Here is an 18,333-nt window from a genome sequence, read left to right on the forward strand (position 1 = left end):
AAAAATATCTAAAGGGAATGGGGAATGGGGAATGGGGAATTAGAAATTAAGGTCTTCTAGCTTTTTCAGCAGCAGTGCTTCAGCTTCATCTTCTGAAGCTGCTAATATCTGTTGCCTCTGAGTTGTTACAGCATCCACCTCCTCTGATAGTTCTACTGGCTGAAGCGGAATCACGTTTTCAGCCAGATAGTCAAGCAGTGCTGCCAGCGTCGGATAGTCGAACAGCAGCGTTGAACGCATGGCATAACCCAAGTTTGTCTGCAAGCGATTTCTCAACTCCACCGCCGTTAACGAATCTAGCCCCAGGTCAAAAAGTCTTTGCTGCGGCTCTACTTGTTGAGGGTTGGACAGACCCAAGACTTTTGCAATCTCGCTTTGCAGGTAAGCTTTGAGTAACTCCCGGCGTTCTTCAATTGGAGCAGCTTGCAACTGTTGGAGTAGTTCATCTTTGTACCGTTGGTCGGTTGCAACAACTTTGAAATTCTGCAACATTGGCACCTCTACTCCTGGTGCTATTTGAGCTAGTAACTGCTGCCAGTTCACGGACATAACCCCGACCTGAGTTACATCCTGCACCAGTAACGCTTCTAATGCTTGCAAACCCCGCTCTGGTGAAATCGTTCCCAGACCATAACTCTGCATTCGGCTCTGATGTTGGTTTTCTAATTGTGCTACCATCCCCCCTTGCTTCCAAGACCCCCAGTTAATGCTCAACCCTGCCAGTCCTTGCTGTCGGCGATAGTGAGCCAACCCATCGAGAAAGGCATTGGCGGCAGCATAGTTGCCCTGCCCTGGTGAGCCGAGAAGGGATGCTGCTGATGAGAAGCAAACAAAAAAGTCTAGGGGTAAGGCTTGAGTCAGCTGATGCAAAAGCCAAGCTCCTCGCACTTTTGCAGCCATGACCCCGGTAAACCTCTCCCAACATTGTTGTTGGAGAATGCCATCATCTAAAATCCCCGCTGCATGGATAATTCCTCGCAGTGGTGGCAACTCTGCTGCTATCTTGTTCAGGAGTTTAGTCATATCGGACTGGCTAGAAACGTCTGTTTGCTCAACAAGTACCCGTATACCCCCTTGTTCTAACTTGGCGATCGCCGCTAGGGCTATTAGTGATGGCTCCCGACGACCAGATAGTATAAGGTAGCGACCGCCTTTGTCTGCCAACCACTGGGCAACTTGTAGACCTAATGTTCCCAATCCGCCGACAATCAGATAACTCGCTGACTCTGGAATGGCAACGCGATCGCTAATCGTCCGTTGTCGAGAGCGAACTAACCTAAGTACATGGCGCTGTTCCTGGCGGTGGGCAATTTGGTCTTCGCCGTCTGGGGAAAATAGTTCATCCACGATCGCGTTCAGATTCAATGAGATAGAGGTATTTGGGTCAAGGTCTAATCGGCGACACCTCAGATGGGGATATTCCACAGCGATCGCCCGTCCTAATCCCCATAACGGTGTTTGCTGTACCTGAGTTATAGCTTCCGTTGTCACGGCTTGGCTACCTTTTGTCACCAGCCAAAGTTGTATCGGTTCAGTTCCTCTCTGCTGCTCTAGTGCTTGAACTAGGTGTAAAACACTGGCACAACCCAGTATTTGCGATCGCTCCAATTCATCTAGATCCAGTTCTGCTGAGTCAGCGCCCTCTAAAGACCACAGATGAATTACACCTTGCAATTTTGTTTGCCGATCGCAACTTGCCTGTACCACTCGATTAAAATCATCTGGTGCTAGAGGATTAATCTGGTAATGTCTCTCATCTAGTTGCTGATAGTTTTCTCCAACTGTGACAACTGCACAACTTCCCCCGTGCTGGGTTAACTGCTGGCTGAGTTGTTCACCAAGCTCATTGCTGTCTGCAAAAATCAGCCAAAGCCCTACTGCCAACTTCTCAATTTCATCTGTAATTAGGGACTTGATCTGCCAGTCAAGTTCGTAAAACCAGTTGCTGATATCTGGCTTAATCATGCGTTCTAGGGATTGCCAGGTAGTACGACGCATAGCAAAACCTTGTATCTGAGCTACCACCGCCCCACTAGGATCGACTAACTGGATATCACTACTCAAAATTTCACCTTCAGAGGCGATCGCATTTCTAGCTTGGGCTTGTCCCCATAACTGACGGTTAGCTCGTCGATAAACTTGCAGACGCTCAATGCCAACTGGCAGGTATGGGAAAGAGCGATCGCCTTCTTGGAGTGTAGCCGCACCAGCCAACTGAAGTCCGGCATCCAGCAGAATAGGATGGATTTGGTATCCTTGTGTAGCATTCATACCCGTCTCTTTTGGCAGTTCGATTTGGGCATAACCAAGTCCTGCTTTGCAACCTAGCTGCTGTAGGGAATGGAAACAGACACCGAATGAAATACCTTGCTCTTGCGATCGCTGATAAAAAGCTTGAGGATCAATCTCCATACCATGAGATAGCCAATTTGTCAAATCAATTGTTTTGGGTACAGCCCCGACTTCACCTGGTAAGACTGTACCTGTAGCATGGACAGTCCAGGGGTTCTCAGCATTTTTTCCACAGGAGTCACGGCTGCAAATCTCGAACCGATAACCCTGACTTTCTAAAGGATGCAAAACCACCTGCATAATCTTTTCGGGCTGGGCTGCTAAAATTAGAGGCTGCTCCATTGCCACGTTTTCCAACACAATGCAGTCAGATTGAAAAATATTAGCTGCTGCTGCGATCGCCATCTCTAGATAGGCTGCACCTGGCACAATTACCTGCTCAAAGATCCGATGGTCAGCTAGATAAGCCGGAGATGATGCACTAATTATAGATTCAAAAAAAATCTCTTTGCTGCGACCAGCTAACTGTAATCTCTCACCAAGTAAAGGATGTAAACTATGGCTTGGCTTTGTTGTGCGCTGAGGCGGAGTTTCTACCCAGTACTGTTGTCTTTGAAAAGGATAAGTCGGTAATTTCACCTTGCGACGGCGGTAGTCGCTCTCAAATCCCACCCAATTTACTTTTGCTCCCAAAACGTACAATTGTCCTAAACTGGAGAGCATTTGCTGCCAATCTTCTTGTCCCATTCGCAAGGATGGCAACCAGACACCGCTATTATCGGATAAACACTGACGACCCATACCCAATAAAATCGGTTGGGGACTACATTCGAGAAACACCTCATAACCTTGTTGGTGTAATGTCTGCATACTGGCTGCAAAGTTGACCGGGGAGAGAATATGGCGACTCCAGTATTCCGGTGTTGTGACTTCTGAGGTGGCAATTGCTCCTGTAATGTTAGAAATTAACTTCAGGTGAGGCGAATGATAGGTAATCTGGCGTGCGACTGACTCGAATTGCGCCACCATTGGTTTCATCAGTGGTGAGTGAAAGGCATGAGAAACTTGTAGTTTCTTGCTCTTGACTCCCAGTTTTTCTAGTTCGTTAACAATAGCTTGCACTGTGGCTGTTTGACCGGAAATGACTGTACTTTGAGGACTATTAATAGCTGCAATTGATACTTGTTCTGAATATGGGGCAATTATTTCTCTGACTTGTGCGACTGGCATAAATAACGATACCATCATGCCCTCGGTCGGTAACTGCTGTATTAGCCGACCCCGTGCGGCAATCAGTTTGAGTCCATCTTCTAGGGGAAACACTCCAGCTATACAAGCGGCTACATACTCGCCGACGCTGTGACCGATGACGGCGCTGGGTGTAATTCCCCACGATCGCCACAGTTGATAAAGGGCGTATTCTAGGGCAAATAAAGCGGGTTGGGTGTAAGCTGTTTGGTTTAAATGTGAATCTGTTTGAGGATAAAGTATTTCTAATAAAGAGATTTCTAGTTCAGAACGTAGAATTTCATCGCATTCCTGAAGTGCTTTTCTAAACGTTGGTTGAGTTTGATACAGTTGTTGCCCCATCCCCACATACTGTGAACCTTGTCCTGTGAATAGGAAGGTAATTTCTGGCTCGTATACCCTACCAGAACTAATCGTCATAGCTAGCTGTTCGACTAGCTCCTTTGTTGAACCTGCAACGATCGCCATTCGATATTCAAAGTGCGATCGCCCAGTATTCGCACTAAAACAAACATCAGCTAACTCTAATTCTGGCGCAGTTTCCAGGTAAGTTCGATATGCTAAAGCCAACTGTAACAAAGCCGTTTCACTCTTCGCTGACAGGCTAAAAAGATGGAGGGGACGCTCAGAAGAGGCAAGGGGGCAGAGGGGATGGGGGGTAGAGGGGTAGAGCGGCAGAGGAGCGGAGGGGCGGAGGGGCAGAGGGGAAATACCATTGTCACTCCTCCCCTGCTCCCCTGCTCCCCTGCTCCCCTGCTTCTTTAATGGTGCTTCTTCCAGGATGACATGGGCATTTGTACCGCTAAAGCCAAATGAGCTAACCCCTGCCAGTCGGGGCTTTTCTCCTCGAACCCAAGCCATGCTATCCGTCGGTATGGCGATCGCTAGTTTGCTCCAGTCAATGTAGGGATTAGGTCGCTTGAGGTGTAAGTGGGGAGCGATGCTGTCATGCTGAAGCTGTAGCACGACTTTTATTAGTCCAGCAATTCCGGCTGCTCCTTCTAGATGTCCGATATTAGTTTTTACAGAACCAACGATTAAAGGGCGATTGGGTGAATGACTGCTGCTAAATACTGCTCCTAGCGCTCCCATCTCAATCGGATCGCCCAAAGATGTGCCTGTGCCATGAGCTTCAATATAGCTGACTTGGGCTGGCTCGATACCGCTTGCTGCTAGGGCACGACGAATTACAGCTTGTTGCGAAGGGCCATTAGGAACTGTCAGCCCACTAGTATGCCCGTCCTGGTTGATAGCAGAACCACGAATTAAGGCCAGAATATTATCTCCAGCAGCGATCGCATCAGATAAACGTTTGAGCAGAATAACGCCGCAACCTTCAGAGCGGACAAAGCCATCAGCACTAGCATCGAAGGTTTTGCAGCGTCCATCGGCAGACAGCATTCGCGCTTTTGTAAAGTTGATATTGAATACTGGGGATAAGAGTCGTTGGACTCCGCCAGCGATCGCCACATCACACTCTTGGTTACGCAGACTTGTACAAGCCAAATGCACAGCTACTAAGGAAGAAGAACAAGCTGTATCTACAGATAGGCAGGGGCCAGTTAATCCTAGCAGGTAAGACAATCGCCCAGAGGCAATACTGTGAGAGTTGCCAGTTGCCAGGTAGGCATCAATCCGCTCCTCTCCTTGGTTAAAGAGATTCTGGGTATAGTCATTGCTACAAATGCCAATGAAAACACCCGTTAAAACTTTCGCCAAAGCTTCAGGGGTAACTGCGGCTGCTTCTAGGGTTTCCCAAGTAACTTCCAACAGGAGGCGCTGTTGCGGATCGAGGGATATAGCTTCGCGGGCAGATATGCCAAAGAAATGGGGGTCAAATTCTTGCGAGTTATTGACAAAACCCCCATAGCGTGTGTTCATCTTCGCTGGCGCATCGGGATCGGGGTGATAGTAGGCGTTGATATCCCACCGATCGCGAGGAACTTCGGCGATCGCATCTTTACCCTGGTGGAGTAGTTGCCAAAACATTTCCGGATCGTTTGCGCCACCTGGAAAGCGGCAACCCATACCGATAATCGCGATCGGTTCAGTCTTGGCACCCAAGAGGGCGTTCAGCTTTGCCTTCTGCTCCCTAATTTCGAGCAAAGCGTCTTTGAGAAGTTTGGCATAGTCCGGTTGAGGATTACTCTGACTCATTAACTCCACCTCCATATAGTTCATCAGCCAGTAATGCTGCCAACTCTTCTTGAGACAAATCGGCTAAATCGGTATGGCTGGTTTGAGTTATTTCCGTTGTTTCTAGTGAAGCTGACTGGTCATCGGGTAATAGATTCTGCACTAGGTAATTAACCAGAGTCTCGATTGTGGGATAGTCCATAATCGCTGTTGCTGGCAGTGAATATCCCAAACTCCCTTGTAATCGGTTTCTTAACTCCACAGCAGTTAGTGAGTCCATTCCCAAGTCAAAAAAGCCCGATCGTTCATTAATGGTTTTTGCTGAAGCCATACCTAATATATGGGCTACTTGCTGTTGTACGTGGTTTAACAGTAACCGTCGTCGATCGCTAGGCAATGTTGTCCGCCATTGTTGCAGAAATTCCGACTCGATTTTGACAGATGAAGAGTCGGTTTTCTCCTGCCAATCTGCTAAGAAACGGTAGTTTAACCAATGGGACAAGCCCTGTTTATTAGACCAGTCTATGGCAACTAACCCGACTTCTACGGCTTCTGGTTGCTTCAGCAATTGTTCTAGGGCTAGTAATACCTGTTGCGGTTGAATCGGTTTTATTCCTAGCTGTTGGCCACGCACGTCAGCCCCTTGTTCTGCCGCTTCTCCGATTTGGGACACTGTTCCCAAGTGCAGACTTTGAGCAGGTAAACCGAGCGATCGCCGATAGTGGGCAAATCCATCTAGAAACGCATTTGCGGCGGCATGATTGGCTTGTCCAGGGACACCGAGTAATGAAGAAACCGAGGAAAACAAAATAAAGAAATCTATTGCATCTGTGAGAGTTAATTGATGCAAATTCCAAGCTCCTTGCACCTTGGGAGCCATCACACGAGCAAATTTTTCCCAACTTTGGTGTTGTAATGTGGCATCGTCGAGCATTCCCGCCGAGTGAATAATCCCCCTTAAGGTTGGCAAAGATTGGCGGATATGACTAAATACACGGCTCATGGCTTCATAATCGGCAACATCAGCTTGGATGACTGTTACCTCAACGCCAGCTTGTGCGATCGCGTTAATTTGTTTTTGCGCCGCTTCATTAGCTGGGCGACGACTGACTAATACTAGATGTTTGCCGCCTTTGTCCACCAACCATTGGGCAACTAATAATCCCAACCCACCCAAGCCACCTGTAATCAAATAAGTGCCGTCGGCAAAAGATAGGGCAGGGGAGCAGGGGGCAGGGAGCAGGGGAGAGGAACAGGCTTGTTGAGTCCAGAAATTGGGATAATTTATTTTTTGGAGTTCCCTTGCTGACTCATCCTCCTGAGTAACAACAATTTTGCCAATATGCTTGGCTTGTTGCATATAACGAAAAGCTTGTACAGTCTGCTGAATGGAGAATATTGTTAATGGTGAAGGTTGAAAATAACCACTGGCAAACTTTTCTGCTATTTCTGTCAGCAATGAATGTATTAGGTCTGGTTGCTCTTGAGCAGTACGTACCAAGTCGAAAGTTGTATAAATAATATCTGGACGGACGGCAGCAACTTCGGCACTTGTCCACACCCCACGCTTGGCAATTTCGATGAAGTGTCCACCAACTCTTACAACAGAGAGACTCTTGGCAACAAAATCACCAGAAGTTAACGAGTTGAGGACAATATCTACCCCTTGTCCTTGGGTTAGTTGCAGCACCCGATCGCCAAATTCGGTTGTACGAGAATTCATAATATGTCGCACACCCATTCCTGCCAGGGTTTTCCACTTTGAGGGACTGGCGGTGGCGAAAACTTCTGCTCCGGCTTTTTGGGCAATTTGGACTGCGGCGATTCCAGTTCCGCCAGCAGCAGCATGAATTAACACCCGTTTACCAAAAAGATAAGGCTCAAAGCCTTGCCCCTTATGGGCAATACCCTGCTCCCCTGCTCCCCTGCTCCCCTGCTCCTCTGCTAAATGCTTCAGGGCATAGTAAGCAGTTAAAAAGTTGCTGGGAATCGAGGCAGCTTCGGCAAAGCTCAGGCGTTGGGGTTTGGCAACGACTTGGGTAGCCTTGACGGTGACATATTGACTAAATGCACCCTCAACTACGGCAATTACCGCGTCGCCAATAGCAAATCCCTCAACTCCTGCTCCTAAAGCAGCGATCGTCCCAGCACATTCGCCGCCAAAACTCACCATTTGTTTGAGATGTGACTGAGAAACACCATCCACTTGTTCTGGAATCAAATCTAGGGCAGCGATGACATCCAGAAAGTTTAGTCCAGTTGCTTTAAGTTGAATTTCTACTTCCCCTGGATTGGGATAGCGCCGAGTTGTCGATGCTAAGATCAGGTTATCTAAAGAACCTCGACTCGCCATTGTCAGTTGAAAAGGACTGGATGGAATGGACAATAATGGTTGCTGTGCCAAAATCTGAGAACTGGCAATTAAGCGAGGAACATACCGAGCATTGCGCCGCAAAGCAATTTGGTCTTCCTGATCTTGCGCCCACACTTCAGCCCAAAGACTAGCAGCTTGTGACTCAATACTCTCGCTGGGATCTAAATCTATGCGCGTACACCGTAATTCTGGATGCTCTAGAGCGATCGCTTTGCCCATACCCCATAAAGATGACTGCCCCACTCCAGATAAGTTCAGTTCTGAGCGATCGGCGGGTTGCGTACCACGAGTTACTATCCATAGTCGGGGTTGTGGGGAAAGGTTAGCGGTGATCGCTGCTTGTACAAGGGATAAGACTGTACCACATCCTAAGTGAGCGATTGCTTCCAGATTTTGGGCATTAATCGCTGAAGCTTCAGGGCTATCGAGTGTCCAACAATGAATAATGCCATGCAATCCCGGCGTTTGATCGGCAATGTCTTTGATTAGCTGCTCGTATTCTGGGAGAGAGGCAAATTGTTCTAGTTGTAGTGTCTGTTCAAGGAACAGATCATTCCCCTCTGTTCCCTGTTCCCTGTTCCCCGTTCCCTCCTTGATGAATACCAGAGTGCAAGTTTCGCCTTGAGTTTGCAGATGTTCGGCGAGTTGGCTGCCAACTCCCTGCCGATCTGCGAGAATTAGCCAACCCCGCTCTTTAACTATTGGTTTCTCTAAAGGTTGCTCAATATTTTGGGCGATAATTACTGACTGTTTTGCTCCTGTAGCTGGTGGCGGTAGCACAGCAACAGGACTCAACCCATTAGTTTGTAGGACTTGTTGCCATTGGCAAACATTTAGTAAAGGGTAATCGGGTCGTAATTCTCGGTCTTGGAAACGCCACCAGCCTGGTAACAAACCGAAAATCAAATCTATCCAACGTTGGCGATCGGTTCCTTCTAGCAAAACGAGCAACCCTCCCGGAGCTAGTAACTGTTTGACGTGCTGTAGGGTTTGGTTGATATCCTGAGTGGCGTGTAAAACGTTGGCTGCTATCACCACATCGTATTCATGGGCATCAAAACCTTGGGCTGTTGGCTCTTGCTCAATATCAAGAGTTTTGTAATCGACAAATTTATAATTTTCAAATTGGTTTTGGGCTTTACTGAGGAACAGTTGACCAATATCAGTAAAACAATAACGCGTTTGACTAGCCTGTAGTTCTGGCAATAAATAGCTGGTCGTTCCTCCCGTACCTGCACCAATTTCTAAAATTCGAATTCCCCGTTGGGGTGGTGCATCAGCTATTGCTATTTTCACAACCTGTTGCACTAGGGTGTTGTAAATTTGCGCGGCGGGGGAGTCTTGGTAAAGCTGAGTAGCTGAATCAATATCTGCGGTAGGAAAAACTACCTGGGTTGGCTCCACAGCACCGCGCAAGACTGCACTCAGATTCTGCCCACAGCGCTGCACCAAAGTTAGTTCGCCTTGAATAAGAGTAGTGTATGGTTGCAAACTTTGGAGATAAATATCTGGATTAGCAGCAGGTAGAGGCTGGCGGACTTGCCACTGACCTAAAGTTGCTGTCAAAATTTGCTCTGCGGTGAGAATTTGTAACAGGTGTTGTAAGAGTTGGTGGTGTTGGGGTACGACACCCAAACGTTGAGCAGCAACTAAGAGGGAGAATTTATCCCCGACTGAGAAAGACCAACCCAGTTGACTTAATGCTTGGATAATATACTCTAAACTTAACTGCTCAAGTTGGGGCAGTAGAGTACTGTAAATCTGGATGTCATCGCCAGTAATTAATCGCTCTAGGTGCGGTTGGAGTTGGTTAACGATCGCCTCTGGAGATGGAATAAAGTGGGGAGGTTCTAAGAAACCAAACCGGGACTGCGATCGCCATTCCACCTCATAAAGGCAATTCTGTAGAGAGTCTTTACCTTGATTTAGAAGTGCTTGAGATGTGACTGCTTGGAATCGCAAACCATCCAGCACTGCTACAACTTGGCGTTCGCCTTTGGCGTTGGCGGAGCCATCGCTATCAAACAATGTAACCTGAGCTTTGAGCGCAAAATTTGACTGCTCTTGCAAAGAAGCAACTGCCCATATTTCTAAGCGGGGACGGCGATACACTATCAAACGTTCAACAGCAACGGGAATGTAGGTGCGAACTCGATCTATTTCCACAAGACCACCCACAACCTGCATCACTGCATCTAACAACGCTGGATGGAGCCAATAATTACAATCTTGATGCAAATTTGCAGGAAGTTGAATCTGCCCCAAAGCTTGATTCTGTCCTCGCTGTAACTTTTGCAATCCCTGGAAACTAGAACCATAATCAATGCCCTGCTGTTGTAACTGCTGGTAAAATGCCTTAACTTCGATTGACTCCTGATTTGTCCAAGTCTCTAAATCTAATTCTGCGGGGATTGTGTTTGTCTCATTTGCTAAAACTGTACCTGTAGTATGGACAGTCCAAGGGTTCTCACTATTTTCTCTCTGAGAGTCACGGCTGCAAATCTCGAAGCCATAACCCTGATTTTCTAAAGGACTCAAGATTACTTGGACAATCTTTTCCTGGTGTGTTTCTAAAATTAAAGGTTGAGCGATCGCTACGTTTTCTAACACAATGCAGTCAGATTGAAAAATATTAGCTGCTGCTGCGATCGCCATTTCTAAATAAGCTGCACCTGGAAAAATTACCTGCTCTAATATACGGTGGTCAGCTAGGTAAGCTGGAGATGATGCACTAATAATAGATTCAAAGAAAATATCTTTGGTACGGCTGGCTAGTTGTAATCTTTCACCAAGTAAGGGATGTCGGTTGTAGCTTGGCTTTGTTGTGGGCTGAGATGGAGTTTCTAGCCAGTAACTCTGTCTTTGAAAAGGATAAGTAGGCAATTTCACCTTGTGACGGCGGTAGTCGCTCTCAAATCCCACCCAATTTACTTTTGCTCCCAAAACATACAATTTTCCTAAACTTTGCAGAATTTGTTGCCAATCTTCTTGTCCAATTCGCAACGATGGCAACCATGTAGAGCCTTCATCAGATACGCATTGGCGACCCATACCTAATAAAATCGGTTGCGAACCACATTCGAGAAATACTTTATAGCCATGCTGGTGTAATGTCTGCATACTGGCAGCAAAATTCACAGGTGCGAGAATATGGTGACACCAATATTCAGGTGTTGTTACCTCAGAAGTGGCAAATGTGCCTGTGATATTAGAGATAAATTTTAGCTGCGGCTGATGATAAGTAATCTGGCGTGCGACTTGCTCAAACTGCCCTACCATTGGTTTCATCAGTGGTGAGTGAAAGGCATGAGAAACTTGTAGTTGCTTGCTTTTGATTCCTAGTTTTTCCAGTTCGTTAACAATGGCTAGCACTGCGGCTGTTTGACCGGAAATTACTGTACTTTGAGGACTATTAATAGCAGCAATTGATACTTGTTCTAAATAGGGAGAAATTGCTTCTGTGACTTGTGCAACTGGAGCGAGTAAAGATACCATCATGCCTTCAGTCGGCAACTGCTGCATGAGACGACCCCTGGCAGCAATCAGTTTTAGTCCATCTTCTAGGCTAAAGACTCCAGCTACACAAGCCGCTACATACTCGCCGACGCTGTGACCGATCGCGGCACTAGCTGTAATTCCCCAAGATTGCCAAAGTTGATACAGGGCGTATTCTAGGGCAAATAAAGCGGGTTGGGTATAAGCTGTTTGGTTTAAAGGTGAATCTGTTTGAGGATACAGTATTTCTAATAAAGGAATTTCTAGTTCCGAACGTAGAATTTCATCGCATTGCTGAATTGCTTTTCTAAAAGTTGGTTGGGTTTGATAGAGTTGTTGCCCCATCCCCACATATTGAGAACCTTGTCCTGTGAATAGGAAGGCGATTTTCGGAGGTTCACTCCCAATTATCCCACTACTGAGTCCAGGCAACTCTTCATGGCGACAGAAAGCAGTAAGTTTCGTTGCCATCTGGGCAACTGTTGCTCCTACTACACTCAAGCGATTACTAAAGTGTAAACGTCCTGTGTGAGCAGTGAAACAGATATCAGCGAGTGGCTGCGATATGCCATCTGAGCGCAAGTATTCGCAGTAATTGAGCGCTAATTGCTTCAATGCTGCTGCATTTTTGGCAGATAAATTCAGCAGATGCAGAGGGCGTTCCCCTTTCATCTCTACCGCATCCGGTAACGGTGGCGCTTCTTCAAGCACTAGATGAGCATTAGTTCCGGTAAACCCAAAAGAACTTATTCCAGCCCTGCGGCGATCGCACGAAATCCAGGGAGTTAACGTAGTCGGAATTTTGATAGGCAAATTTTTCCAATCAATTTTGGGATTAGGGTGCTGTAGGTGCAAGTGGGGTGGAATCATCTGATGTTGCATTGCTAAAACAACTTTAATCAGCCCTGAAACCCCTGCTGCTGCCTCTAAGTGACCGATGTTTGTCTTAACTGAGCCAACAAATAACGGAGATTCTGGAGTGCGTTCTTGCCCTAAAACTGCGGCGGCGGCATTGAGTTCGATTGGATCTCCTAAAGATGTGCCAGTTCCATGAGCCTCTAGGTAACTAATTTGATGAGGCTGGAGTTGCGCCCAAGCAAGTGCTTGAGAAATAAGTTGCTGTTGAGCCTGCCCGTTAGGGACAGTTAAACCACTGCTGGAACCATCATGGTTGACTGCACTGCCCCGAATTAGAGCTAGAATCCTGTCCCCATTGCGTTGAGCTTCACCCAGACGCTTCAAGACTACCATGCCGCAGCCTTCCCCACGGGCATAGCCATCAGCTGAGGCATCAAAAGTTTTGCACAAACCATCACCAGAAATCATCCGCACACTGGAAGCCCAGATGTAAGAGGCAGGAGTAAGATGGAGTTTGACACCGCCAGCGATCGCCATTTGACATTCGCGTAAGTGCAAACTATTACAAGCTTGGTGAATAGCGACTAACGATGATGAGCAAGCGGTATCAATAGCCAGGGTTGGCCCTGTAAAACCGAAGGTGTAGGCAAGGCGACCAGCCGCACTCGAAAAAGTATTACCAGTTCCCGCGAAAGTGCAAACAGGACTATCAGGGTTTTGCTGCAAATGTTGGGCAATTAACTGCTCGTAGTCATGTCCGTCGTTGCCGATAAAGACTCCTACAGACGCACCAGCCAGCCGCTCAGGAGCGATCGCAGCTTGTTCTAGAGCTTCCCAACTTACTTCTAGCAATAATCGGTGTTGTGGATCGATCGCTACAGCTTCGCGGGGAGAAATACCGAAAAAGGCAGGGTCGAAGCGATCGACATCGTTGATAAAGTTACCGTAGCGAGTGTAAATTTTGCCTGGTATGCCTGGAGTCGGGTCATAATAAGTTTCAACGTTCCAGCGATTTTGGGGAATTTCTGCTCTAGTATTAGTTCCCGATGCCAGCAATTGCCAGAAGCTTTCGGGATCTGTAGCATTCCCAGGGAAGCGGCAACTCATACCAACGATCGCTATAGGTTCATAAATATCACTAATAGGGTCATTTGGTTGGTTTGCTTTTGCTTGGGCTAATGTCAGTACATCTGTAGCGAGATAGTGAGTCAACCGCTCAATGTTGGGAAAGTCAAAACTTAATGTGCTGGGTAAATTAACCCCCAAAAGCTGGTTGAGGCGATCGCGTAATTCCACTGCCATCAGCGAATCCATTCCCAACTCAAAAAATCCTTGCTCAAGCGCTGGTAATTCCTCTGTCGGCAAGCCCAATACCTGTGCCACTTCTTTCTGCAAGGTGCGGCGTAATATTTCCAGACCTTCTGCGGTTGGAACTGATGCGAGTTGTTCGCGTAGTGGAGTTGATTGTGCTGTCTCGATTGCTTGCTCAAGTTGAGTTTGCGGTGCAAGTTGCTCCAGCAATCGCCGAGTTCGACCTACTGTATAAATTGTCCCAAAGCGTTCCCAATCTACGGGCGCGACGACAAATTGGCGATTCTGGGAATTCAGCAGTAACCCCATCGCAGCTTTAACCTGGGTCAAATTCAAACTCCCTACGCCGATCTTCTCCAATCTTTGGGTTAAGGCTTCAGCCCCAGGTTGATTTATCATACCTGCGCCGATAACAGCAGACCAATTCACAGTTAAGCCTGGTAATCCTTGAGACTGGCGGTAAGCCGCAAATAGATTTTGAAATTCATTAGCAGCAGCGTAGTGAGATTGGTTTGCCGATCCCCACACAGCAGCTATTGAAGAGAAGTTGATAAAAAAGTCTAATTCCCAGTCCTGACTAATTTGGTGTAAATTCCAAGTACCAGCTACTTTGGGTTCTAGCGTTTGCTGTAGTATTGAATGCTCTAGCTCGGCAATCCGATACATACCACCGTCGCTACCCGCCGCATGGATAATTCCACTGATAGGAGGTAGTTTTCTTAGTACCTCCCCCAGAGCATTTTGCAGACTTTCACCGTCAGTCACATCAGCTATAGGCGTAATAATTTCTACTCCTGCTGCCCGGAGTTGCTTAACAGCTTCTTGTTTTTCTCTAGTATTAATGCCACTGCGACTGAGTAAAATCAAGTGTCGAGCGCCTTGCTCCACTAGCCACTGAGCGACACTTAATCCTAAGCCTCCTAATCCGCCGCTAATTAGATAAGAGCGATCGCTCTTAATAGAGAATTTATGGGTAGTTTCTGGGTAGCTTTTAACAAGTCGAGCAACATACCGGGTTCCTGAACGATAAGCTATGTGTTCCTCTCCTGAAGTTCCCAATAACTCCATTGCGATCGCCTGAGCTTGTTCCTCAACATTTGCTTGTCGATCCAAATCTATTAACCCGCCCCAATGTTGGGGATACTCCAGCCCAAACGCTCGACTTTGACCCCACACAGGTGCTTGAGAAATGGCTGGTAAATCTTCACCTAGAGCGATCGCGTTCTCTGTGATTACCCAAAGTTTAGCGGTGCTACTCCAAGGCTGGGATACCACAGTTTGCATGACATCCAGTAGTTGCCCGCAATTGGTATTTACGCTACCTGTCAAAGTAGCAGTAGTTAGCGTTTCCGTCGCAGGTAAATCCAAACTCCACAGGTAGATAATTCCCCTTAGGGATGAGGGGGAAATGGGGGAAAAGGTGGAAAATACTCCCCCATTTCCCCCTGCCCCCTGCCCCCTGCCCCCTGCCTCTTTTGAAGTTACTAAAGAACAGGTTTGTCCTTGTTGCTCTAAAACTTGAGCTAGGGTAGAAGCTAAAGTCCCTGAGTTGGCTAGGATTAGCCAATGACCAGGTGTAGAATTTTGAGGAGCAGGGTTAGGACTGGGTTGCCATTGCACTTCATACAGCCAATCCTGAATTGAAGCGATCGCTTGTTGCTGTTGATGCTCTTTAATCAGCCGCTCTAAAATTTCAACTTGAGCAACATTTAATTGGCGATCGGTTCTGCTGAGAAGTTGGGACAGCTGCTGTGTTTGCCCTGCTTCGAGTAGTGCTATTACCTGGGTTTGTTGCTCAGAAGTAGGTTTGTGTTTGTTTGCTTGTGTAAGTTCCGCCCAGTAGCGTTTTCTCTGGAAAGGATAAGTGGGCAAAACTACTTTACGATAATGAAGGTTTTGATAAAATCCAGCCCAAGCGATCGCTACTCCACGCATATACAAATCTGCCAAACTGGAGAGGATTTGCTGCCAGTCTTCTTCTCCTCCTTGCAAGGATGGCAACCATGTAAAGCGTTCATCAGATAAGCATTGGCGACCCATACCTAATAAAATCGGTTGAGGGCCGCATTCGACAAACACTTCATAGCCTTGCTGGTGTAATGTCTGCATACTGGCAGCAAAGTTCACAGGTGCAAGAATGTGGCGACACCAATATTCTGGTGTCATTACTTCTTCAGTGGCAATTGCGCCTGTGATGTTAGAGATAAATTTTAACTGTGGTGAATGATAAGTAATTTGCCGAGCGACTTCTTCAAATTGCATCACCATCGGTTTCATTAATGGTGAATGAAAGGCATGGGAAACTTGTAATTTTTTGCTCTTAACTCCCTGTTTTTCTAATTGACTAACAATAGTTTTAACTGCGGTTTCTTGACCGGAAATAACTGTACTTTGAGGACTATTAATAGCTGCAATTGATACTTGTTCTGAATATGGGGCAATTATTTCTCTGACTTGTGCGACTGGCATCAGTAACGATACCATCATGCCTTGAGTCGGTAACTGCTGTATTAGCCGACCCCGTGCGGCAATCAGTTTGAGTCCATCTTCTAGGCTAAAGACTCCTGCACAGACGGCTGCTACATACTCACCGACACTGTGACCGAGTAGTACAGTCGGTGTAATTCCCCAAGATTGCCACAGTTGATACAGTGCGTATTCTAGGGCAAATAACGCAGGTTGGGTATAAGCTGTTTGGTGTAAAAGTAAATCTTCGCCGATTTCTGGATAAAGTACCTCTAGCAAAGGGATTTCTAGTTGAGAACGCAAGATTTCATCGCAGCGATCAAGGCAATTTTTGAACGTAGGTTCGGTTGTATATAGCTGCCGACCCATGCTCGTATACTGTGAACCTTGACCTGTAAACAGAAAAGCAATTTTTGGTGGATTGTCAGAATTAGTTTTGCTGGTGTTTTGCCAATTTTTTAGCTTTTGAATCAGATCGGTGGTTTTAGCAGCAACAAATCCAAGGCAGTAGTCAAAGCGATCGCGCCCTGTATTGGCACTAAAACAAATATCTTCAAGCAATACCTCTGGATGACTTTCCAAGTAGGTTTGATAAGACTGACCGAGATCGACTAGCCCCTGCTGACTTTTAGCCGATAAAGTCAGGAGATGGTAGGGGCGCTCAGAAGAGGCAAGGGGACAGAGGGGCAGAGGGGAAATACCATTGTCACTCCTCCCCTGCTCCCCTGCTCCCCTGCTCCCCTGCTCCTTTAATGGTGCTTCTTCGACAATTACATGAGCATTAGTGCCACTGAATCCAAAAGAACTAACTCCTGCCAAACGGGGCTGATTCCCCTTCGACCAAGGCATGAGTTGGGTTGGTACATGAATCGGCAATTCTGACCAGTTAATGTGGGGATTAGGTTGTTTTAAATGTAAATGGGGGGCAATTTCTTCATTTTGCAATTGCAGAACTAACTTGATTAATCCCGCAATACCCGCAGTTGATTCTGTATGCCCGATATTCGTCTTCGCAGAACCAACAATCAAGGGGGTTTCTAGGGTGTGATTTTTCCCAAACACCCCATCTAAAGCAACAATTTCAATGGGGTCTCCTAGAGATGTTCCCGTACCATGAGCTTCGATATAGCTAATCTGAGCCGGATCGATTTTGCCATTGTTCAGTGCTTGACGAATAACTTGTTCTTGGGCTGGCCCGTTAGGCACTGTCAAACCACCACTACGACCATCTTGATTGACGGCACTGCCTCGAATCAGCGCTAAGATATTATCCCCATCCCGTTTTGCATCCGAGAGGCGTTTCAGAACCACTACACCACATCCTTCTCCACGTCCGTAACCATCGGCTGCGGCATCAAAGGTCTTGCAACGCCCGTCGGGAGAAAGTGTATGCGCCTGACATTCAGCAATATAACTTTCTGGAATTAGCATCAAGTTAATGCCACAAGCCAGCGCCAAGTCGGATTCCCCAAGCCGCAAACTTTGGCAAGCTAAATGAACCGCTACCAGTGATGAGGAGCAAGCGGTGTCTACAGTTAGAGTTGGGCCTTGGAAACCAAAGGTAAAGGCGATTCGTCCCGCAGCAGTGCTAGGAGCCGAGCCGGAGGCTGAGTGGGCATTGATAGTTTCGTAGTTGGGAAAAGCGATGGTGGGATACTCTAGGTTCATCAGCCCAACAAAAACACCCGTTTTGCTTCCTAGCAGCGACTTAGAAGGTACGCCAGCGCACTCTAAACTTTCCCAGCAAACTTCTAGCAGCAGCCTTTGTTGAGGATCTAAAAAATTGGCTTCTCTTGGGGAAATGCCGAAGAATTGAGCATCAAAGCGATCGATGGGTAGATTGAGAAATGCGCCCTGGCGGGTGTAAATTTTGCCTGGTGTGCCAGGGTTGGGATCGTAGAAGGCTTGAATATCCCAGCGACTTAGAGGTACTTCTGAAACCAGATCGGCTCCTGCTCTGAGGTGTTGCCAAAACTCCTCCGGTGAGTTGGCACCACCAGGAAGCCGACAACTCATGCCGACGATCGCTAACGGCTCAGTCTGAGCTTGTTCTAGCTCTGTGAGTTTTGCTTTTGTCTCCCGCAGCTTGACTAGTGCTTCTTTGGCTATCCGCGATCGCTCATCTGATGATGAAACCACTTGCTTTTACCCCT

2 protein-coding genes are annotated in these 18,333 nt (G+C 47.1%); both read right to left on the bottom strand.

Translation table 11 applies throughout. From position 1 onward, the window contains the following. Positions 1-39: 39 nt before the first annotated feature. Positions 40-5,697 carry a type I polyketide synthase gene (locus GTQ43_RS04305; RefSeq protein ID WP_265270992.1) on the bottom strand — a complete coding sequence of 1,886 codons (5,658 nt, stop codon included), beginning with the start codon at positions 5,695-5,697 and terminating at the stop codon, positions 40-42. Continuing rightward, a complete protein-coding gene (locus GTQ43_RS04310) occupies positions 5,684-18,319 on the bottom strand; it encodes a type I polyketide synthase (RefSeq protein ID WP_265270993.1) in 12,636 nt (4,211 codons plus the stop codon). Before GTQ43_RS04310 ends, GTQ43_RS04305 begins: the two co-directional genes overlap by 14 nt. Positions 18,320-18,333: the final 14 nt, after the last annotated feature.

It is taken from the genome of Nostoc sp. KVJ3 (assembly GCF_026127265.1).
GTDB lineage: Bacteria > Cyanobacteriota > Cyanobacteriia > Cyanobacteriales > Nostocaceae > Nostoc.